This is a genomic window from Sporomusa sp. KB1 (genome assembly GCF_007830295.1).
In the GTDB taxonomy this organism is placed as follows: Bacteria; Bacillota; Negativicutes; order Sporomusales; family Sporomusaceae; genus Sporomusa.
Genome location: NZ_VLKC01000001.1, coordinates 666,130 through 686,324, shown reverse-complemented (window position 1 = coordinate 686,324; position 20,195 = coordinate 666,130). Strand labels below are relative to the sequence as shown.

The 20,195-nt window shown below is 45.9% G+C and carries 23 protein-coding genes; 17 read left to right on the top strand and 6 right to left on the bottom strand.

The window, feature by feature from the left end; translation table 11 throughout:
- The first annotated feature begins 38 nt into the window (after window positions 1–38).
- Window positions 39–230 carry a catalase-related domain-containing protein gene (locus SALPA_RS32505; RefSeq protein WP_145089699.1) on the top strand — a complete coding sequence of 64 codons (192 nt, stop codon included), beginning with the start codon at window positions 39–41 and terminating at the stop codon, window positions 228–230.
- 165 nt (window positions 231–395) lie between these two features.
- On the opposite strand, the gene SALPA_RS32500 is transcribed toward SALPA_RS32505, so the two are convergent.
- Window positions 396–488 (bottom strand): hypothetical protein, encoded by a 93-nt coding sequence (locus SALPA_RS32500; protein ID WP_145089696.1) that lies wholly within the window; start codon window positions 486–488, stop codon window positions 396–398.
- Window positions 489–516: 28 nt separating this feature from the next.
- The gene (locus SALPA_RS32495) at window positions 517–636 is read right to left on the bottom strand and encodes a JAB domain-containing protein (protein WP_186450887.1); all 120 of its coding nucleotides are present in this window, start codon (window positions 634–636) and stop codon (window positions 517–519) included.
- Window positions 637–1,034: 398 nt separating this feature from the next.
- Here SALPA_RS32495 and SALPA_RS03090 point away from each other — a divergent pair, with 398 nt between their 5' ends.
- From SALPA_RS03090 to SALPA_RS29510, 3 genes are all read left to right on the top strand, one after another.
- Window positions 1,035–1,916: a DMT family transporter gene (locus SALPA_RS03090; protein ID WP_145089690.1), complete on the top strand. Its 882-nt coding sequence runs from the start codon at window positions 1,035–1,037 to the stop codon at window positions 1,914–1,916.
- A gap of 65 nt (window positions 1,917–1,981) precedes the next feature.
- Window positions 1,982–2,326: a DEAD/DEAH box helicase family protein gene (locus SALPA_RS29515; RefSeq protein ID WP_222427848.1), complete on the top strand. Its 345-nt coding sequence runs from the start codon at window positions 1,982–1,984 to the stop codon at window positions 2,324–2,326.
- Window positions 2,298–2,993 (top strand): hypothetical protein, encoded by a 696-nt coding sequence (locus SALPA_RS29510; protein WP_222427847.1) that lies wholly within the window; start codon window positions 2,298–2,300, stop codon window positions 2,991–2,993. Before SALPA_RS29515 ends, SALPA_RS29510 begins: the two co-directional genes overlap by 29 nt.
- A 90-nt stretch (window positions 2,994–3,083) precedes the next feature.
- On the opposite strand, the gene SALPA_RS03080 is transcribed toward SALPA_RS29510, so the two are convergent.
- Complete coding sequence (locus SALPA_RS03080) at window positions 3,084–4,499, bottom strand: nitrilase-related carbon-nitrogen hydrolase (RefSeq protein WP_145089687.1); 1,416 nt, start codon at window positions 4,497–4,499, stop codon at window positions 3,084–3,086.
- Window positions 4,500–4,838: 339 nt separating this feature from the next.
- Between SALPA_RS03080 and SALPA_RS03075 the strand changes: the two genes are divergently transcribed.
- Entirely contained in the window at window positions 4,839–5,117 is a 279-nt protein-coding gene (locus SALPA_RS03075; protein ID WP_145089684.1) for a hypothetical protein, read from the top strand.
- 745 nt (window positions 5,118–5,862) lie between these two features.
- Here the strand turns inward: SALPA_RS03075 and SALPA_RS03065 are convergent.
- Together SALPA_RS03065 and SALPA_RS03055 are read right to left on the bottom strand one after the other, a co-directional pair.
- Window positions 5,863–6,444, bottom strand: a complete 582-nt coding sequence (locus tag SALPA_RS03065) for a TetR/AcrR family transcriptional regulator (RefSeq protein WP_145089681.1) — start codon at window positions 6,442–6,444, stop codon at window positions 5,863–5,865.
- 429 nt (window positions 6,445–6,873) lie between these two features.
- The gene (locus SALPA_RS03055) at window positions 6,874–7,200 is read right to left on the bottom strand and encodes a multidrug efflux SMR transporter (RefSeq protein WP_145089678.1); all 327 of its coding nucleotides are present in this window, start codon (window positions 7,198–7,200) and stop codon (window positions 6,874–6,876) included.
- Between the two features lie 441 nt (window positions 7,201–7,641).
- Here SALPA_RS03055 and SALPA_RS03050 point away from each other — a divergent pair, with 441 nt between their 5' ends.
- The 5 genes from SALPA_RS03050 to SALPA_RS28160 all read left to right on the top strand — a co-directional run bounded on the left by SALPA_RS03050 (window position 7,642) and on the right by SALPA_RS28160 (window position 10,496).
- Window positions 7,642–8,391 carry a DUF169 domain-containing protein gene (locus SALPA_RS03050; protein ID WP_145089675.1) on the top strand — a complete coding sequence of 250 codons (750 nt, stop codon included), beginning with the start codon at window positions 7,642–7,644 and terminating at the stop codon, window positions 8,389–8,391.
- A 39-nt stretch (window positions 8,392–8,430) separates the two neighbouring features.
- Window positions 8,431–8,526 carry a tautomerase family protein gene (locus SALPA_RS29505; RefSeq protein ID WP_222427846.1) on the top strand — a complete coding sequence of 32 codons (96 nt, stop codon included), beginning with the start codon at window positions 8,431–8,433 and terminating at the stop codon, window positions 8,524–8,526.
- Between the two features lie 727 nt (window positions 8,527–9,253).
- A complete protein-coding gene (locus tag SALPA_RS03040) occupies window positions 9,254–9,730 on the top strand; it encodes a flavodoxin (RefSeq protein WP_145089672.1) in 477 nt (158 codons plus the stop codon).
- A 56-nt stretch (window positions 9,731–9,786) separates the two neighbouring features.
- Window positions 9,787–10,203 (top strand): cupin domain-containing protein, encoded by a 417-nt coding sequence (locus SALPA_RS03035; RefSeq protein ID WP_145089669.1) that lies wholly within the window; start codon window positions 9,787–9,789, stop codon window positions 10,201–10,203.
- A gap of 101 nt (window positions 10,204–10,304) precedes the next feature.
- The gene (locus tag SALPA_RS28160; RefSeq protein WP_222427845.1) at window positions 10,305–10,496 is read left to right on the top strand and encodes a hypothetical protein; all 192 of its coding nucleotides are present in this window, start codon (window positions 10,305–10,307) and stop codon (window positions 10,494–10,496) included.
- Window positions 10,497–10,511: 15 nt separating this feature from the next.
- On the opposite strand, the gene spoIIP is transcribed toward SALPA_RS28160, so the two are convergent.
- The gene (spoIIP, locus tag SALPA_RS03030; RefSeq protein WP_145089666.1) at window positions 10,512–11,651 is read right to left on the bottom strand and encodes a stage II sporulation protein P; all 1,140 of its coding nucleotides are present in this window, start codon (window positions 11,649–11,651) and stop codon (window positions 10,512–10,514) included.
- A 150-nt stretch (window positions 11,652–11,801) separates the two neighbouring features.
- On the opposite strand from spoIIP, the gene SALPA_RS03025 reads away from it, so the two are divergent.
- The 7 genes from SALPA_RS03025 to SALPA_RS02995 all read left to right on the top strand — a co-directional run bounded on the left by SALPA_RS03025 (window position 11,802) and on the right by SALPA_RS02995 (window position 19,924).
- Entirely contained in the window at window positions 11,802–12,227 is a 426-nt protein-coding gene (locus SALPA_RS03025; RefSeq protein WP_145089663.1) for a SoxR reducing system RseC family protein, read from the top strand.
- 305 nt (window positions 12,228–12,532) lie between these two features.
- The gene (locus SALPA_RS03020) at window positions 12,533–13,876 is read left to right on the top strand and encodes a TolC family protein (RefSeq protein ID WP_145089660.1); all 1,344 of its coding nucleotides are present in this window, start codon (window positions 12,533–12,535) and stop codon (window positions 13,874–13,876) included.
- Window positions 13,877–13,904: 28 nt separating this feature from the next.
- A complete protein-coding gene (locus SALPA_RS03015; protein WP_145089657.1) occupies window positions 13,905–15,203 on the top strand; it encodes an efflux RND transporter periplasmic adaptor subunit in 1,299 nt (432 codons plus the stop codon).
- Window positions 15,204–15,214: 11 nt separating this feature from the next.
- A complete protein-coding gene (locus tag SALPA_RS03010; RefSeq protein ID WP_145089654.1) occupies window positions 15,215–18,406 on the top strand; it encodes an efflux RND transporter permease subunit in 3,192 nt (1,063 codons plus the stop codon).
- On the top strand, window positions 18,393–18,854 hold the full coding sequence (locus SALPA_RS03005) for a hypothetical protein (protein WP_145089651.1): 462 nt from the start codon (window positions 18,393–18,395) through the stop codon (window positions 18,852–18,854). The genes SALPA_RS03010 and SALPA_RS03005 overlap by 14 nt, the downstream gene beginning before the upstream one ends.
- Window positions 18,855–18,879: 25 nt before the next feature.
- Window positions 18,880–19,437: a C40 family peptidase gene (locus tag SALPA_RS03000; RefSeq protein WP_145089648.1), complete on the top strand. Its 558-nt coding sequence runs from the start codon at window positions 18,880–18,882 to the stop codon at window positions 19,435–19,437.
- 49 nt (window positions 19,438–19,486) lie between these two features.
- On the top strand, window positions 19,487–19,924 hold the full coding sequence (locus tag SALPA_RS02995) for a hypothetical protein (protein WP_145089646.1): 438 nt from the start codon (window positions 19,487–19,489) through the stop codon (window positions 19,922–19,924).
- The last annotated feature ends 271 nt before the right edge of the window (window positions 19,925–20,195 follow it).

Genomic DNA, 20,195 nt, shown 5'->3' with positions numbered 1-20,195 from the left:
CTTTCGTCTTTTCCCTTGGTCATTGAGCTTTTGACCACTTGATCTCCAATATTACCGGCCACCTCAGCGGTGCGCTCCAACGCATACAGTATTGCCAGACTGCATTGTTTTACAAAGCGGACCCGGATTACGGCACAAGAGTGGCAACTTCTCTGGGAATGGATATAGGGAGGGTCACGGAGCTTGAAGCCTTATCTGACGAAGCCAGAGTCTTTGCTACCAATAGTTAATAAATTGCCGTTACACTTGACACAAGAAATGTCCAGGTGTAGCGGCGATTTAAATTGTGTTGCAAGTGTTGAAAGCCGATGGATATGGATTAAAGGAATTGCAGTTGCTGTCAACATACTTTACGGATTTGCTTACTTCATCAGAATCCAGATCAATTACTATTGTTAAGTTATTTTGGGAGTCTGCGTAGTTGAAAAACTATAAAAATCTCCATTCTCTCCGATAATAATTTGGTCAAGAACCTGGATTTCTAGCATTTCTCCAGCATTTCAAACTTTTTTAATATTAGTATGTCTTCATTGGCAGTGGATTGCTGCTTGGATGATTGTGGCCGATAATTACAGCCGCTGCATTGTGAAATAATGCTTTTTTAAAAAGTTCACGGGGATGAACCAAACGAGGCATTGAGTATGCCATGCTATATTTTCGCAGCACCGATGATTCTGTTCTTTATATTTAAAAATAATGCATAGAAAAATTCTTCTGGGGCTTTTTCAAGTTCAAATATGGTTTGAAAGGCGTGGGACGCATCCGTTGTGAATGATATTGCCTTTAGGGGTGCAATTCCGGGTAGTAATAGTGTACATAGCGTATGGAAATGAAACATCGGGATAATGATTTGTCTCATGCAATGTATTTTCCATTGTGATTTTTTCCCCTTCAAATGAAAATATATCGATATAATTTAACGATATTATTGCACAAATTTCTTGATTTTGATGATATTATTATATCTTGTCAGTGGTTTCAAAGATATAAACTTTGAAACTAGATCAAGAATTAACTAGGAGGTTTTTAAATCCATGAAATTAAATAAACCGGACTTGCCGGTTCATCCGTATATCTTGCTTTTCATCAGCATTTTAGCCGTCGCCATATCTTCCATCCTGATAAAATCCTCGAATACGCCGCCCTCTGTTGCGGGGATGTACAGGCTCTATATGACGGTTTTGATGTTGAGCCCTTTTGTGTCTTGGAAGAACCTCTGGTCTTTGCAAATGACTAAGAAAGAATGGATCATTGTTTTCTTATCTGGTGTTTTTCTCGGATTACACTTTTTATTTTGGATGGAATCTTTATCGTATACCTCTGTCGCCAGTTCCATGGTCATCTTAACATTACAACCTTTGTTTGTAATGATTGGCTCTTACTTTCTTTTTAGAGAACGGGTTAATATACTAATGATACTTTGTATGATTGCGGCAGTTTTCGGCTCAATCGTTATAGCTTGGGGAGACATTGGAGTTTCGAGAGGGGCGCTAATAGGAGATGGGCTGTCCTTATTGGGGACAATCTCGCTTTCAGCATATATGCTTGCCGGACAAAAAGTGAGTCATAAAATATCGGCTAATTTATATAGTGTTATTGTTTTTTTTCTTGGTGGGAGTGTCATGCTAGTTTACAGTTTGATTAACAGTTTCTCTCTAACAGATTATCGCGCATCTGATTGGACATATTTCTTTTTACTAGCTTTGCTCCCAACTATTTTTGGACATTTTATATTTAATCTGTTGCTAAAGTTTATCGGAGCGACTACTGTTTCTGTCGGTGTTATCGGAGAACCTGTTCTTGCGATAATTCTTGCATATATATTCTTGGGAGAAACAGTCTCTTCATCTCAAATCATTGGAGGGATGTTCACAATTGTAGGAATGGGAGTGTATTTCTGGGTTAAGTCGAGATGAGACAGAATGATCCATGGCCTTTCCAAGCGAACAAACGGAAGGGGAAGCTGGCACCACATTACTGAGTGACTAATAAGACGGCTTACGAGGCTGAGAATAGAGAGCAATTGAGAACACTTCTGAAGGTTGCTTCCGGTGGTGTCGTTTTTATCACTATTCAAAAGTTTATGCCAGATCAAAAAGGCGATACACATCCACTGCTTAGCGAAAGAGATAATATTGTCGTTATTGCCGATGAAGCTCATCGAAGCCAATATGAATTTATTGATGGATTCGCCCGGCATCTCCATGATGCACTTCCAAATGCTTCTTTCATCGGGTTTACTGGTACTCCAATCGAAAACAATGATCGTAGCACGCCAGCTGTATTTGGAGACTATATTGACAAGTATGATATTGCGGGCAGTTGAAGACGGATCTACTGTTCCAATATATTATGAAAGCCGTTTGGTGCGCATTGCACTCAAAGAAGAGGCAGGAAAGCAAAATCTAAAAACAAAGTGGGCTGCGCTGGAAGCTATGGTTGGAACCGAGGAACGTATATGCCAGGTTGTTGCCGACCTTGTAGAACATTTTGAAAAGCGTTTGGGTGCCATGGATGGTAAGGCAATGGTCGTGTGTATGAGTCGACGAATTTGTGTTGACTTATACGAAGCGGTAAGGAAAATCCGACTGCATTGGCATCACGATGATGATGGGCAAGGTTTCATGAAAATCATAATGTCCGGCTCTGCCTTTGATCATCCTAAATGGCAGGCGCATATACGAAATAAGATGGGGAGAGAAGCATTAGCTACACGATTTAAGGATGCGACAGATGATTTTAAGTTGGTCTTTGTTCGAGATATGTGGTTAACTGGCTTTGATTGCCCTAGCTTACACACCATGTATATTGACAAGCCGATGAGTGGACATAATCTTATGCAAGCAATTGCTCGAGTAAATCGTGTTTTTCGTGATAAGCCCGGCGGTTTGGTTGTAGACTACCTTGGAATTGCCGATTCTTTAAAACGGGCGTTAGCAGACTATACAGCAAGTGGTGGGGAAGGCTGTTTCTGTATTAATGGAAAAATATGAAGTCGTACGTGAGATGTTTCATGGTTTTGATGAAAGCGGCGCACCTGTGAGGCATCCAGCTTTCAGCTTTTCTCACGTATACATTCCTTATTATTTCATCCTAGGCCGAAAGAGGGCCAGGGCCGTTCCAAGCAGGCATAGCCAGCCGAGCCAGTCCCCTAGGCGGCTGTATAGGGAATAGCCACTGCTTAGCGGCACTTTAGCGAGAAGGTTGGCTTCATCTTGACCGCTGGCTGGCTCTGTTCCCAGCAAACGCCCGCGGCTGTCGCTGACCGTGAGTAAGCCCCACTGTGCGGCGCGGACTACAGCGGCATTTCCCTCCACGCCGCGCAGGACGGCGACACGGGCGTGCAGCCAGCCGTCAGCGTGAAAATCCAGCGCCGGTACCAGCAGGAGACCGGTTCCCTGCCAGCTGTATTCCCTGGCTGGCAGGACAAAGTCCATATCCTTGCAGATGGCAATTCCGGCGCTGGTGGCTGCGCCGGTTTCTAGCAGTGCAAGGTCCTTGCCGGGAACGTAGCTGTTTTCATAGGGGGAAAGCAAATGCTGCTTATCATATGACCTGAGCAAAGAGCCATCCGGGGCAAAGGCGAGAGCGACATTGCGGAGCCGTTCCTCCTGCAGGCTCAGGCCGGCAATCAGGGTAACCCGGTTTTTGCCTGCCGCCTGACTTAGTATGGATAAGCCTGTTTCGCGGACGGCCGGATTTAAAAACGCAATTTTTTCCGGCAGCAGCACAAACTGCGCTCCGGCGGCGGCCAGCGTGTCGACGCTGCGGCTGTAGCGGCGCAGGGAAGCAGTTATGGTCGCTATGTCCTGGCTGCGCATTTCTTCGCGGGTGGCCGGCACAGAGGACAGGCCGATGGTAATAACCGGATTGTCCGCCGGCAGGTAGAGACGGCAGACACCAAAAAGGAACACGGCTGCTAATAGGCCGCCGACGAGCAGGCCTGTCAGACGCCAGCGGTTTCCGGTGCGGTAAGCGTGCCAAACGGCGGCCAAACCGGCGGGAATTAGCATGAGGAAAAAAGTGATGCCCCAGATGCCGGTCAGAGAAGCTAGCTGAATGACCGGCAGATTGAGCGCTTGCGTATAGGCCAGGCTTTCAAAGGTGCCGAAAGAGGAAAAGTGGGAACGGACAAACTCGTACGCTGTCCAGGCGGCGGCAAAGGCGAACGGCGCGAAAGGTTGACTAGTGGACCGGGCTGTTGTGCGAAACAATAAAACGGACAAAGCAAAAGCAGTTGCATTCAGCAGGGTTGTGCCGGCAAACAACAGCAGTGGTAGATAGCCGAACTGGTTCATGGCACCGAGGATGAAAGCGGTGAATGCGGCCAGAGCTGTTTCTACGGTCCGGGAATGTAGGGCGAAAAGGCATACCGGCAGCGGCGCTAGCCAGGTCAGTAGCCAGTAATCGTAAAAGCCGGTGGAGAAATAAAATAATATGGCGCTCAAACAAACGGTAAAAAACGAGAAATCAAAGATTTTTGACGGTAGTGCAGGCATGGTAAGGCCCCCTTATCACTTTACTTATGGTATGCTCCAGACAGTGGGAAAAGCCTCTGGATACTAAGTGGCTTAATTGTTCGTGACAGAGATCGGAGGTCCGTTTCGCATTTCTACGAGTGGTATTGTAACAGTTTCATGTACGGATAAAGAGTAAGAGATAGTTTAATTTATCGTGGCTGCGGAATGTGAAACCTTTAAATGGGCCATGATCACCTGCCGGGCGGTTTTTTTTATTGATTGGTGCAATTTACCTACGTGATTTTAAAAAAATTTTAAAGAAAAGACTGTATTATGTAAATTGTGCATCCGATATACATATTTAAAGGAGGTTTTCAGATGAAAGGTACCTTGAAAAAACTTATGGTGTATTCCATGTTAGGACTGATGCAGGTTGGCTTATTTGCAGCTGTAGCGTCAGCATCTCCCAGAGTCGAAGAACCGCCAGTAGTAGAAGAGTGTTGTGGAGATTCCGTTTGCATGCAGGAGTGTGCTAAAGGTGTAACGCCTGAATGCAAGGAAAAACATCATCAAGCAGTATATCAAGAAGAAAATGATGATAACAGTATAAACAGATTTTTCCAAGGCGAGTACAATCAAAGTACGTGTAACAAATAAATAATCGACCGGTAGCTTCGGCTGCCGGTCTTTTTTGTTTTGGGAAGAAAATATCGCCCTATTTTCATGAGGTTCACTCCTTTCGCGGGGTTGTGGCCGCATCCTCCGGGGTGCGGCTTTTTTATTATAATGTTCCCGGAGCAAACCCATCCTGTATAGCATAGTATGTAATGTCCCTACTATGTAATGAAGGAGGTATTCTTTATGGGATTTGGTAATTTCGGAGGTAGTGGTAGTAGCTGTTTTATAATCATCATTATAATACTTTTACTATTTTTCTGCTGCAATAATGAACGTAGTTCAACCTGCTAACATAGTTTGATCGTAGCCAAATCCACAACTAAATCTAAAGTGCGGCCCGCTTAGATATTGGTTGTGCCATAAGTCGCCTGCCCTTAGGGATGGGCGACTTTTCCCATTCATCCCTTCTTTACACCAACCCTTCCATACTGGGGACATTCTGGGGACAGAATGCCTGCCTGACTGCGTATTTTATGCCGATGCATGCACGATTGCGAAAGAAAAAGCCCCGAAAAATGCGGGGCCAAGCAATACATTCCTATCTATTCTACATACATAAAAATAGCGGCTTTTGGCATCCGGATTTCGGATGGATTTAGTCCTTTGGCCTGCGCAAACGCATGTATTGTGTCCAGCTTATCCGTCATGAAGCAAATATAAAAGCCTTTGCTCCTTTTCATTAATTGACCTGGGTCAATTATGGGCGAAAAAAGATGCGTAATTCCTACGCAATCCAATAGCTGGTCAATGATATTTCGAATGTACCTTCCTTGATTCCAAGGATGCGTTCTAATAGAGAGGTGGCCATTTTGGCTTTGCTGGCAATCATATCAGCAGGTTCTTGAAAAAAAATGGCTTCCCACACGCAAGTTAAGGTACTCCAGAAAAAAGCAATCGCTTGTTGCTGACAGGACACATGCATGCTTTCTTCCCGGTTTCCCTGTTCAAGTATGCCGGCAAGCAGCGGGTTAAATACAGTCTCCACCAAATTTCTCCAGGTTTTATAATATAAGTTGAGTTGTTCTTCATCCCATAGCCTTTTAAAAAGAATATTCATTTGATGAGGCAGAAACAGGCGCTCAATAAACAATTGCAGCTTGGGCAGGGCATCAAGATCGCGGCTTTCCAACTTGAAAGAAGCGACCATTTCAGTGGCCCAGCGGTTGCAAATTGCCTGCACAATGGCTTCTTTGGAAGGATAATAGTGATAGAAGGTGCCTTTAGCGGCGCCGACTTGTTTGGTAATATCAATGATCATTGTTTTCTGATAGCCGCCGGAGCGAAACAGCTCCAGCGCTGCATCCATCAGCTCGGTCCGCCGGACGTCCGCTTCTTTTATGATTCTTGTAATAAAAAGTACCTCCTAACCAGTAGTTACGATCCTGTTATAAATCGATACGAAAATAGTAATAATAATATCATGAATGACCTGGGTCAATATAATTTTATAAAAATAGTGTTTGCATTGTCAAGAAAAAAATAATGAGCAGAGAGGGAGTTTTTCATGTATTTGGCAGACGGTTCTTAGGGTAGTTTATTCGGACGCTCCTGTTGCCAGCATTATACGCGAGGGCTTTATGGCGCCTGCACTACAAGCGCTTGCCGAACTGGCAAAAATGCCATCCTTGCTTAAGGTTGTTACGATGGTTTTTTTATCCATTCCCTCAAGGCCGTTAACTCGTCTAAATTAGTTGTCTTTTTTTCGCCTGTCGGTTGTTATTCTGTGACGGCATGCTTAATGTCCTGCGCCTTTTAAGTTTAGTAATACAACGCCAATAATGACGAGGATTATACCGGTAACAGTATAGGCATTCATTGTTTCCTTCCAGATGAATACTGCGATTAACGCTGTCAGTGCTGTTCCTAGTCCTGACCAAATGGCATAGGCTATGCCTAGAGGGATTTGATTCAATGCTTGTGAGACTGCATAAAAGGAAGCACTCATCACTATGATAAATGCAAGGCTGGGGGCAAGTTTTGTAAAGCCTACAGAAGCTTTCAGCATCGAGGTTGCGAATATTTCGCAAACGATAGCGATTGCTAATAACACATATGCATTCATTATTTTATCCTCCAATGTAATTGCAAGGCCGCATGTGCGCTTGACTTCGGGATTTTTCTGATTCCCGCAATAGTGAGTACCGGTATCACGCTCCGCAATTGACCCTAGTCAATATGATTTTATAAAAACAGAAATTGTTTTGTCAAGAAAAGAGTTTTGCTTGACAGCAAAGCCATTAATTTTTTACAATTGAATTGACTTGGGTCATTGCTGGCGGTGTTATTGAAGAGTTTCCGAAAAGAGAGGCTTTTCCACTTGGGGACAGTGTACTCAAATGGTCAATATTCTATAATCGAATTACGCAAGAATTCCATGTCCCTTTATATTTTTTAATTGACCTGGGTCAATCTATGGGCATATTTACATGGTAGGGGGGAGTGTGCATCTAAATAAACCGTTGAGTTAAGGGAAACAGCCAATCAGAAAAGGAGGAAATTCATTATGCAAAGTGAAATTGCACAAAGGTTAAAACTCAGGTATTCTCCGATCGCTATACTCGTTACCAATGAGAAACCGCAGGGTGCTCTGGAGTTTATGGAAGGAAACTGGGGTTGTGTTGCAGCTATGTTAACTGCAGTTGCCAAAGGGCGCCGGGCCGTTTTCAGCCGTTCTACATTTGGCTGTGAGGGCGGCGGCATCGGCTTAGGATTAGTAAATGAGTATTCAGAAGGCATGGAATATTTTCTGTCTACAGGAGAAGATAAATTACCTGAGGGATATAAAACACGTGAGCCGGAGGGTTTCAAAAAAACACCTGAACTAGCAAAAGCCTGGATGGAGTCAGTTCCTAGCATCGATATATCCGAACAATACATTGTATTTAAACCGCTGGCAGAAGTGGATACTACCCAAGAAGAACCGAAAGTGGTTGTTTTTTACGCCAATCCGGACCAATTGACTGCGCTCATTGTGTTGGCCAATTATGGCCGTCCCGGCCATGACAGTGTTATTGCACCCTTTGCGGCAGGCTGCCAGACTACCTGTCTGTTTCCATGGAGTGAGGCAACCGGGGAACGACCGCGGGGCGTTATTGGGATGACAGATATTTCGGTACGTCCTCGTATCGACGCCGATCTGCTGTCCTTCAGTGTGCCGTACGTCATGTTTAAAGAGATGGAAGACAATGTACCAGGCAGTTTTCTTGATAAGCACGAATGGAAGCAAATCGCTGAACGTATTCCCGGTAAATAGCTGATGAGCCTGGTATAACAAAACAGAGGAGCTGAGCATATGCCTGTTATCACAATAGAAGGTCCACAAATGAGTAAGGAGAAAAAGCGGCAACTGGTCCGGGAACTTACTAAAACTGCCAGTGATGTTATCTAACTTCCCGTAGAAATTTTCACAGTTTTGATAAAAGAGAATGACTATGACAATGTCGGTGTTGGTGGAATGTTATTATCAGATAGAGAATAAAAAATAGTCTTTATGAGCAGCTGCTACTAATCGAAAAGCTCTATAGCTATATTCTTCCCGCTATAGAGCTTTTCTGTATTTGCGCTGTTCTTTTCCGAAAACAGTTAGACTACATATGAGACGTTGGCTTTTGCAGTCGCATTTGCTACTTTAATCGTATTGATCATAAGAAAAGGGCGTATCGCTTTGCGTTTTTTCAAAAAACGTTTTGCGGCACGCCCTTTTGCTGGATAGATTCATTCAAAACAGTGACGGGATTGTTCTGTATGCCACTGCCGCAATTGATCGATTTTCGAAAAGGGGCAGCTGCATGGCATTTTTTTAATGGTTAAAATTTTTTTAGACCGAAAAAAAGCTTGACTTTGAGTTAGCTCAAAGTGGTAACCTGTGAGCGTACAACAAATCCAAAGTTTGTTCGTATCTTAGCTTTCATTTGCAAGGAAAAGGGTCTATGGTGATTTTACGGCAAGGGAACTTCGCAGTCAGTTTCGCTAACGATATTGTACCACGATTTTCACTATTCCCAAGGACTGGTCCCAATAGGGCATCTTATGACCGGACTCGAAAAACTGGCAAAGATGACGGCGATTTCACTGTCAGGATTGAAGCTGTAAAGCAATGAAGGGAGTTTTTTTATATGAGTAAAAATAGTTTGATTGTGTATTATTCCCATTCTGGGAACACACGTAAATTGGCGAAGCTGATTGCTGAGGAGACTGGCGGGACGCTCTGTGAACTAGTGCCGGAAAAGTTCTATCCTGACGACTACAACACAGTCGTGGAACAGGCGAAAAAAGAAATCCAGGCAGGCTTCAAGCCTGAGCTTAAAACTAAGGTCAAAGACATCTCAGCTTATGATACGGTCTTCATCGGCACGCCGAACTGGTGGAGTACGATTGCACCGCCGGTTGCCACTTTCCTGGAAAGCTATGATTTGTCAGAAAAAAACGTTGTTCCGTTTTGCACCCACGGCGGAGGCGGCTCCGGTCATATCGAAGCCATAGTCAAAAAGTCCTGCCCTGATTCGGCGGTGCTGTCAGTGCTTTCGGTATACGATGACACGGCGAGGGATTCACTGGTAGAATCCTGGCTGAAAAAGACTGGCGTAAAATAAGCTGATTCGAGTGAAAACGGAAAAGATCTACAAATTATAATGAGGGAGAGGTTCAAATGAGTGATTTAAGCAATAGCGTAATTTTTCCGAAAGGCGATAAAATGCCGGAGCCATTTAATAAAAGTTTTATCGGTCAGGCCTATCTTCAGATGCTGGTACAGGGCGACAAGGAATTCAACTGTCCCATTGGCAACGTAACATTCGAGCCGGGCTGCCGCAATAACTGGCATAAACATCCGGGCGGTCAGATTCTCTTAGTCACAGGTGGCAGAGGTTGGTATCAGGAAGACGGAACACCGGCGCGTGAGCTCAGGGCAGGTGATGTTGTAAAGATTCCGGCAAACGTGAAACATTGGCACGGGGCTGCGAAAGACAGCTGGTTCGTACACCTTTCCGTTGAAACCAACAGCCAGGCAGGTCCGGCAGAATGGTTGGAACCTGTTGCCGATGATGAATACAATCAATTAAAATAATCCTTTGTATTTGTCGATGACAGTACGATGGGGTGCTGTGCTGATAAATTTGTCAGCGCAGCACCCCATTTGCGCAGGGTGGGAATCGTTTAATTCCACCGGTGCCGCGTACCGAGTCAGGCATCCGGGATTATGATGAAATGATATTGCACTGGATTGATTTGGCGATGAAGTTCAAAAAAGCCGGAGTTCCCCTCGAGTCAATCATCGAGTATCTGAAGCTTGCCATGGAGGGAGAACACAAAAAGGCGGCGTGGCGGGAAATTTTAACGGACAACAATGTATATAGGTAATAGTTACTCTGCTCATTATTTGCGTTTTTTTCGTGAACGGAAGATGTCGCCAAACTCATATTTACCGAAACGGAGGAGCTTGGCCTTGGCTTCATGCAGGCTGCCTGTGCTGAGAAAAAGGAAAGCACCTGTACCCAAAACCAGTGCGCCAATGACGAGTAGGGTATCTTGGCGCGGGCCAGGATTGGTATTGGCAGCAATATCGGGAGTTATCGATATTGCTGGTGATGGTACGGCTGCTGGAGCCTGAGCCGCTGGAGCCGCAGTGCCGGGAGCAAGAAAAGAGGGTATCACATCTGCAAATAGAGCGGCGCTACGGTCGGCAGCTTCCCGGTTATTGTATTGGGTGCCAATTTCCACTAGAATACTATGAGGGTTTAAGTCTTGGTTATAGCCGCCATTAGCGATAAAGATACCTCGTATTAAGCCTTTGTATTTCGCATCTGCGGCTGATTTAATGGTTGTGGCATAATTCATGGTGGTATTAATGTTTTGATTTTGGCGGCCAACGACTAATAAAATTTTGGTGGCATCCTGGCCGTTCACATGAAAGTCGTATATTTTCGCTGGCGCGCTGTCGCGATGGATGTCAAACAGTGCGGCCGGTTGTTGTTGAAGCAGTTTCATTGCAGTACGCCGGGAACGTTGATAGGCGTTCGCATCATGGGGATCGTGAAGGGTTTTGTCATGGTTGGTCTGGTAACCAAGTTCGGATAACCGTTTGCTAAAGGCTTCCCCTACAAGAAGGATGCTTCCATCGCCTGTGACGGTAGATTTACCGTCGGTAGGAATATAGGATTCATCTGTGTGTGTATGATAGATGCTCACCAGTTGACTTGCTGACTGGGCGGGTGCCTGCACGGGGATTGTGTCCGGCCATAGGTCACTAATAGACTCTTCGCGAACACATTCTGCTGTAGCAGATGTCCCTTGAACGGCAGTAACAACATAGACCCGGTTATCCTCATCAATAAATTCATCACCAGGATGGACTGCAAGGCCTGTTTGAAAGACAATATTGCCAACTGTATCTATGATTGTGACAAAACCGTTGCTTATTTCGGTGGTGCTAGCTTCTGCGATTGCACTATAGCTGACGTTTAGTGATGCTAGCAGCATCACGGAAACAATAGCAAATAAACGTAGAGCTTGCATAAGTCACCTCGTGTGTAGGATAATTACTGGTAGCATGGCCTGGCATTGCAGATTATATGCTAATATCCGCATGCTATATTCATAAGTTATTCATATTTCATTTGTATAATATAGGTAGTTAGTACTGAATAGGGAATGGAGAGTGAGAAAATGATTAAACAGCAAGAAGGTATTATCTTAGAGGTGATTGGTAAGATGGCCAAGGTTAAGGCTAGCAGGCATAGTGACTGTGAAAACTGCGGTTCATGCCCAGGCAATACAGCTATCGTTGTGGAAGCCCTAAATATGGCTGATGCCAAACCAGGTCAGCGAGTAGCTATCGAGATTCGCGAGGTGAATATGCTTAAAGCGGCATTTGTTGTCTATATGGCACCATTACTTGCAGCTTTCGCCGGGGCGTTGGCTGGGAATTATGCAGCTCACTATATTGGGATAGATAGCTTACTGATATCGATAGCTGGTGGTGTTGGATTTTTTACACTAGCGGTATGGTATGTCAAATACTTTGATCAAATGGCGCGTACCGATGAGCGGATGCGGCCAGTGGTTGTAGCAGTATTATCCAAAAATGTCTAAATTGATTAAGGATAGTTGGCTGTGGAACTATGGCCTTATCGGCTAAGATAAAGCTATGCCCTCATTACTTAAGCTGTGCTGCTTAGGTGACGGGGGCATATTTATTTTGATGATAACGATACATAGACACTTGGAAAGGTCGATAAAAATCGCATAATTTCTTCAAGACATCTTCATAAGTTCTTCATAATGGCTTGCTATAATCATGACAAATACAAAACTAGCTCACTAAGGAGCTTTTGTTTCACGCTACATAAAGCGTTGGATTTTAAGGCAGCTAAACTAGAGTCTAAGGAGGTTGAACAATGAGCAGTATCACCCAAACTGGCACGTTAAGAGCAATCCTAGTATGCAGTATTATACTGACAACAAATTTATCGCCAGTGCTTGCAGCGGAGCAGCCCCTGACCCTGCAGGAAATCGTAAATAATGCGATCAAAAACAATCCAGCGGTTGTAGAAACCGAAAAAAAATGGGAGGAAAAGTCCAGTCGCATTCCCGCAGTCACAGCCCAGCCTGATCTCAAGGTCGGATTTATGAAGGATGATATCCCAACCACGAGTTTGAATCCTGGTAACGCTATGATGACAGAATTTAGTATTAGTCAGGAAATTATGAATCCAGCTAAGCTAAAAGTGATGGGTAAGATGGCGGAGAATGAAGCAAACATGACCAAAACCGGCTGGGCTGAGAAACAGGTTGAGATCTATGCACAAACAAAACAGGCCTATTACGATTATCTTTATTCCAAACAAGCACTGATAATTGGTAAGGAGAGCCAGGAGCTTATGGGTCAGCTTGCAAAATTGGCTCAAGTCAATTACTCAACGGGTATGGTACCACTTCAGGATACGCTGAAAGCCCAGACTGAGTTTTCTCAGATGACGATTGATCTGTTAAATATGGCGTCAATGGAGGCGGTGGCCAAAGCAAAGATTAACAATCTGATGGGACGCAGTACCAATGAAGCCTTCGAAGTTAAAGAAGAATTTACAGCTCCTCCGCCTAATTTTGATTTGGCCGACCTTATAAAAAACGCCACTGAAAATAAGCCATCTGTAGCAGGGATGAAGTATCAAGTAGACATGGCTCAAAAAGGAATCGATTTAGCAAAAAAACAGCAATTGCCTGATTTTGAGGTCAATATAGGTTACAAAAAGAATAAGGAACCCATGGTAGAATCACAGGCAGACCCTATGGACCCCATGAAAACAACATTCATGCTAGGTGAAAGAAAGCCGACCTGGAAGATTGAAGTCATGGCAATGTTCCCCATCTGGCAAGGTAAAAACAAAGCGGAAATAAACGCAGCACAGGCTAGCTTTGCTGCTTCGCAAGCTGCTCTGCAGAATATGAAGAATATGACCGAACTTGATGTCCAAATGGCGCTTACTGAAGCGCAAGCTACGTGGCGGCAGATTGACTTGTATAAAAATACCATCATTCCCCAGGCCGAGCAGACCTACCAGGCTGCCATTGTAGGGTATACCAACGGTAAGGTAGACCTTATGACAGTCCTGGAAGGGGTTAATACCCTGCGCAATGCCAAATTAGGCTTATATAAAGCTAAGACAGATTATGAAAAAGCGGCGGCCAATCTGGAAAAAGCAGTAGGTAAGCCCTTATTCACCAATGGAGTGCAGCCATAATGAGTAGCCGGATGAAGGAGAGGACAGCATGATCGAAAAATTACAGGCCAAAAAGAAACTTATTATTGGTGTGACCGCCGGTGTTCTGGTAATCGGTGGTGCGGGCTACTATTATACTGCTCAGCATAATAAACCAGCGGCTGTAGACCATACGGGGCATCAAGCCAATGCCCCGGTGATGGCCATGGGTGATACTGTTACCCTGGACGCTAAGGCCCGGCAATTGGCCGGGGTGCAAACCGCGCAAGCCATTGTTAAGCCGCTGGCAAAAGAAATCAAGACCACCGGCAAGATTGCCATGAATGAAAGCGGCCGGACCTATATCACTTCCCGGGTTGAGGGACGGGTGGATGAACTCTACGTAACCGCCGATGGGGAAACGATTGCTCCCGGACAAGCTATCGCCGCGGTATACAGTCCAACTTATATTGCCGCTCAGGAAGAATATCTGTTAACGCTGGAGAATGTGCAGAAACTGAAAAACGCCGGCAAAGACATAGTCCAGCTCAACAAAAGCCTGCTAACGGCATCCCGGCGAAAATTGCAACTCTTAAATGTGCCTGACAGCGATATCACTCATCTGGAGCATACCAGACAGATCAATGATCATATGACCATCTATGCCCAATTCGGAGGAACCGTCTTGGAAAAACAAGTACTGCCAGGAGCCTTCATTATGCCTGGCGACAAACTGTACAGTCTGTCGGATTTATCGACTGTCTGGCTGTATGCCGATATTTACGAAAAAGACATAGCCGGTATTAAACCAGGTCAGCCGGTCCTGGTAAATAGTGGAGCCTACCCGGGGGAAACCTTTACTGGGCAAGTGACCTTTATCAACCCGGTGCTTGATGATGCCACCCGGACGGTCAAAGTACGGGTGTCAATGGAAAATTCTAGCGGCAAATTAAAACCCAATATGTTTGTCAATGCCAATGTTCAAATACCGCTGGGAGACAGCCTGGTCATCCCAGAGTCCAGTATCCTGGATACCGGCAGCCGTAAAATCGTCTTTGTCGCTCAAAGCGAAGATACTTTCGTCAAGCGTGATGTAGTCACAGGACAATATGCCGATGGTTATGTCCAAATCTTGTCCGGACTGCAGCCAGGTGAAACTGTGGTGACAGCTGCTACCTTCCTTATTGACTCCCAGACTAAATTAGGCGGCTTTGGCAGCCACGCCGGTCATGGCGGCGGGGGAGCCGCTAGTACATCTGCTGCTACAGGCGCTCAAACCAGCGGAGCAGTTGCTCCGGCACAGGCACCACCAGCTTTGAATGCGCCACCGGCTGCTGGGGACGAACACAGCGGCCATAGCGGTCATTAAGGAGGATCAGCATGCTCAATAAATTAATCGAGTTTTCCTTGAAAAACCGCGTGATTATCCTGGTATTAGCTGCGCTGCTTATTGTCTGGGGAGTCTTTATCGTACGTGATACCCCCATTGACGCTTTTCCCGACCTTAGTGAAAACCAGGTACTTGTTTCGGCCGATTGGATGGGCCGGGGTCCGCAGGAAATTCAGGACCAAGTCACCTATCCACTAGAGACTGCCTTGCGAGGGCTGCCAAACGTTAAAGAAGTACGGTCAGCTTCTTCCTTTGGGATGTCGCTCATTACCGTAATTTTTGAAGATGGGGTCGAACCATACTTTGCCCGCCAAGTTGTGAACGAAAAAGTACAGCAAGCCATTCCCCAATTACCACGTGGCGTGCAGCCAGCCCTGGGCCCAGTAAGCACACCCATGGGACAAGTCTTTATGTATACCGTGGAAAGCGACCGACACAACCTGGCAGATTTGCGAACTATTGAGGATTTCACGATCAAGCAGCAATTGAGTGCAGTGCCGGGCGTAGCTGAGGTCGCCAGCATCGGCGGTTACGTAATGCAGTACCAGATCAATCTTGATCCGCACCTTCTGCAAAACTACCGGGTTACCTTCAACCAGGTATATGGGGCGCTCGGTGCTAATAACGCTAACATTGGTGCCAAAGTAGTTGAACAAAACGGTCAGGAATTTATCATCCGCGGGCTGGGACTAATCCAGTCACCTGACGATATAAAAAATATAGTAATTGCCCAAAACAATAATGTGCCTATTTATATCAAAGATGTAGCCAATGTGACCGCCGGTCCGGACTTTCGCCGGGGCGTACTGACCAAATCCGGTTATGAAGCGGCCGGTGGTATTGTCATTCAGCGTATGGGCGAGAACACGCTAAATGTCATTGACCAAGTAAAAGCGAAGATCGCTGAAATTCAACCAACCTTACCGGAAGGCATGAGGATTGTACCTTTTTACGACCAGACCGACCTGGTGAAAAAAGCGGTCAATACATTGACACGGGCATTGGTTGAAGAATTCATCTTAGTTTCGCTTATTGTAATTCTCTTTTTAGGGAATGTCCGGTCCAGCTTGATTGTGACCAGTGCTATTCCTATCGGTATCCTGATAGCGCTGATTGCGATGAAACAGATCCACCTCTCGGCCAATTTAATGTCGCTTGGCGGTATTGCCATCGGTATCGGCGTCATGACCGACGCAGCCATTGTTATGGTAGAAAACATTTTTAGGCATTTGGCGGAGGACGGCGGGCGACGCAACATTGTTGATGTAACGCTGGAAGCAGCTAAGGAAGTAGCCGCACCAATTTTCTTTTCTATTACTATTATTATTGTCACTTTCTTGCCCGTATTTACCATGACTGGCACCGAAGGTAAAATGTATACCCCGATGGCCTGGGCTAAATCCTTTGCCATGAGCGGGTCACTACTGCTGGCGTTCACCTTGGTACCGGTGCTGTGCACCTTGTTGCTCAAAGGTAAAATCCAGGAAAAGGACACCTGGATTGTTGCTAAAATGCATCAATTGTATGTACCGCTCCTAAAAACCGTGCTGAAGTACCATAAAACCACCATTGTGATTGCTGTTGTCGTGATGATCGCCGGGTTCTCCCTGTTACCGTTTATTGGCACCACCTTTATGCCGGCATTAGATGAAGGAACCTTCTTAGTCATGCCGACCATGCTGCCCAGTGTTTCACTTACAGAAGCACTAGAAGCTGCTAAAACCATGGATAAAGTCATTATGGATATTCCGGAAATCGACATGTCTGTGGGGAAAGTAGGACGTGCCGAGTCGGCCATGGACCCAGCGCCGATTAGTATGATAGAAACCATTGTCACACTAAAACCAAAAGACCAATGGCGGTCTGGAATGACCAAAGAGACGATTGAACAGGAAATGATGGTCAAACTAGCCAATATCCCGGGCCTTAACATGGCCTTTACCCAGCCGATTGCCGGCCGACTATCCATGCTGACTACTGGGGTTCGTACCGAACTCGGCATCAAACTCTATGGGGAAGACCTCAAGGTGCTGCAGCAAAAAGCCTTTGACATTGAAAAGGCACTGGCAACTGTGCCGGGAGTCAGCGATTTGTTGGCTGAACGGGTCTTTGGCGCTTCCTACTTGGAGATTCAAGTCAATCGGGAAAAGGCAGCTCGGTATGGGCTCAACATTGCCGATGTTGAAGATGCCGTTGAATTAGCGGTAGGTGGAAAAACCGCTACTACGACCATCGAAGGCCGCAGACGATTTAACGTCTTAGTGCGCTATAACCGAGAAAATCGAGAAACCATAGACGCTATGCAAAGTATCCTCATTCCGGTAACCGGTGGCGGAACCGCGGTGAAAAGTGGTGGTGGCGGGATGGGCGGCATGGGTGGTGCTGCAACTGCTGCAGTGGCTGGGCCGGCTACTGGTGCCTATGTGCCGTTAGGCGAAGTAGCTCAGTTCCAGGTTGTGGACGGTCCGTCGATGATCAGCAGCGAAAACGGCGTCTACCGGATGATCGTGCAGATGAACACCCGGGGGCGGGATGTGGTCAGTTTTGTTGATGAAGCCAACAAGGTTATCAAAGAAAAGGTTGATTTACCTCCTGGATATTCTCTAAAATGGACCGGTCAGTATGAAAATCAGCAACGGGCGAAAGACAGGCTGTCACTGGTAGTGCCTGCAGCCATCGTGCTCACCTTTTTCTTACTCTATATGACCTTTAAGTCTGCCAGCGATGCTTTCCTCATCCTGATGAACATTCCATTTTCGTTAGTGGGTGGCATTGTGGCTATGTATGTTGCCGGCGCCTATATGACAGTAGCAGCTGCTGTTGGCTTCATCGCTCTCTTTGGGATTGCGGTGCAAAACGGAGTCATCATGGTGACCTACATTAAACACCTGCGGGACCACAAAACATTAGAAGAGGCCATTATTGAAGGTGCGTTCACTCGCTTGCGGCCGGTTATGATTACTGCCTTGGTCGCTAGTTTGGGCTTGTTTCCATTACTCTTTGCTACGGGTACCGGCGCTGAGGTGCAGCGGCCAATGGCCACGGTGGTTGTAGGTGGTTTGGTTACCTCTACAATTTTGACTCTGATTGTGCTGCCATGCATCTATCTGGTCTGGAACCAATGGCGTGAACGCCAACATCTTAATAAAATCAATGGGAGGTTCAATTATGAAAAAAAGTAAAGTAGTACTAGGTATTTTAGCTATTACTGCAGTTATGTCTCTACTAGCCGGTTGCGGCTCTAGCGAAAAACCGGCGGTCCAGGCACCGGCCAGTCAAGAGCAAGCTGCAACGGGTCATCAAGGGCATAGTGCGGCAATGCCGAAGGAAGACCCGATGCCCATGATGAAAGAGCTGGATAAATCGTTGCAAGACGTGGTCAAGCAAGTGAAAGCTGGCCAAACCATGGATGCGCAAAAGAGCGCCGCGCAACTTGTGAGCACCACTGATAAGGTTATGCCGCATATGATGGATGCTGGTTTAAAAGATAACCTGCGCAAGGCAGCAGTTGAGATTAAAGACAGTGTAAATTCAGGTAAAACAGACCCCAGTGCCTTAGAGGGCAAAGTAAAGGCTATGCAGGACCTTATGAAGCAGACGACCACCCACCTGCAAAGCATGAGTCATTAAGTGGTTCGGAAAGGAGGAGCGACCGATGAACAGATGGGTACTGATTGCCGTACTGACTGGCACGTTGCTAAGCGGAGCGGGAGCAGTTGAGGCCGCTCCCGCTTCCGGGTATAACCAGTTTGTCCAGTCGCTTGACTCCATTCTAGCCGGGGCCGTTATGCCGATCGCAGATGAACAGGAAATGGTTGTCCGTAGTTCCTACTTATCCAGCGGGCAGAATGCGCAAATTCTAGCAATAGCCAGGAATTTGCTTGGTCAGCCAGTGGTATGGGGTGGGGCTTCTCCGGCCCAAGGCTTTGACTGCTCTGGGTTAGTGCAGTATGTATACCGGCAGGCTGGTATACATCTGCCCCGTACTGCCGACCTGCAGTTTCTAGTCGGGCGGACAGTTTCGCCGGCAGCGCTGCAGCCGGGTGATTTGGTGTATTTCACCACTTATGAGCCGGGTGCATCCCATGTGGGTATTTATATTGGCGGCAATAAGTTCATTCACACCTCTTTTTCCCAAGGTATTGTGGCCATTGGGGATATGAGGGATAATTATTTTGTCCAGCGTTATTATGGAGCAAAGCGAGTGCTGTAGGTTAACAAAGAATCGTGAATAAAAATAACACATTTATGGAGGGATTGTAATGAATAAAAAAATGGCAATTTGGGTTGTTGGTGGTCTCATAACAGCGTCTGTATTTGGTTTAGGTGTTAGTCCAACGATAACTAGCGCGGCTGAAAAAAATTCTCAGACATGTGAAACACAAACAGATCAGATGGGAGCTATGATGGAGAAAATGGATGCTAAGGCGATGGCCCAGATGATGACAAGTCCTGAAATGTACAAACAGTGCATTGAAATGATGAAAAGCCCCGAAATGCAAAAAGCGATGAAAGATGTCATGAAAACTCCGGAGATGCAAGCCAGTATGAAACAAATGCTCCAGCAGGATATGAGCTTTCATCAGATGATGTCTGATTTAGTTAATTCTGTGGATATGGACAGCGATCACAGCACCGCTCAGCAGGTAGAGCAATCTCCAGGTAATCCTTCCAGCGACCATAGTGGCCATCATGAGTGAACTCGTTTCAGCATAGCTGAAACATTGGGGATTCAGTTGAGAGTCTACTCCACCTGAATTAACGCCGCCTGTAGAGGCGGAAGCCTTGACTCGCGTACTAAGATAAAATCAAACCACAATCATAAGCAGTGTTTCACAGCAGCCCTCTCATTGGTAGGGGGCTGTTATTTTTAATCTCTGCGGGTAATTTCCCCGCAGATCTGCTGCGAGTACTCAGTACAGTCTCCAGAGATAAAAATGATGATAAAAATGATATAAAGAGTAAGAAAAG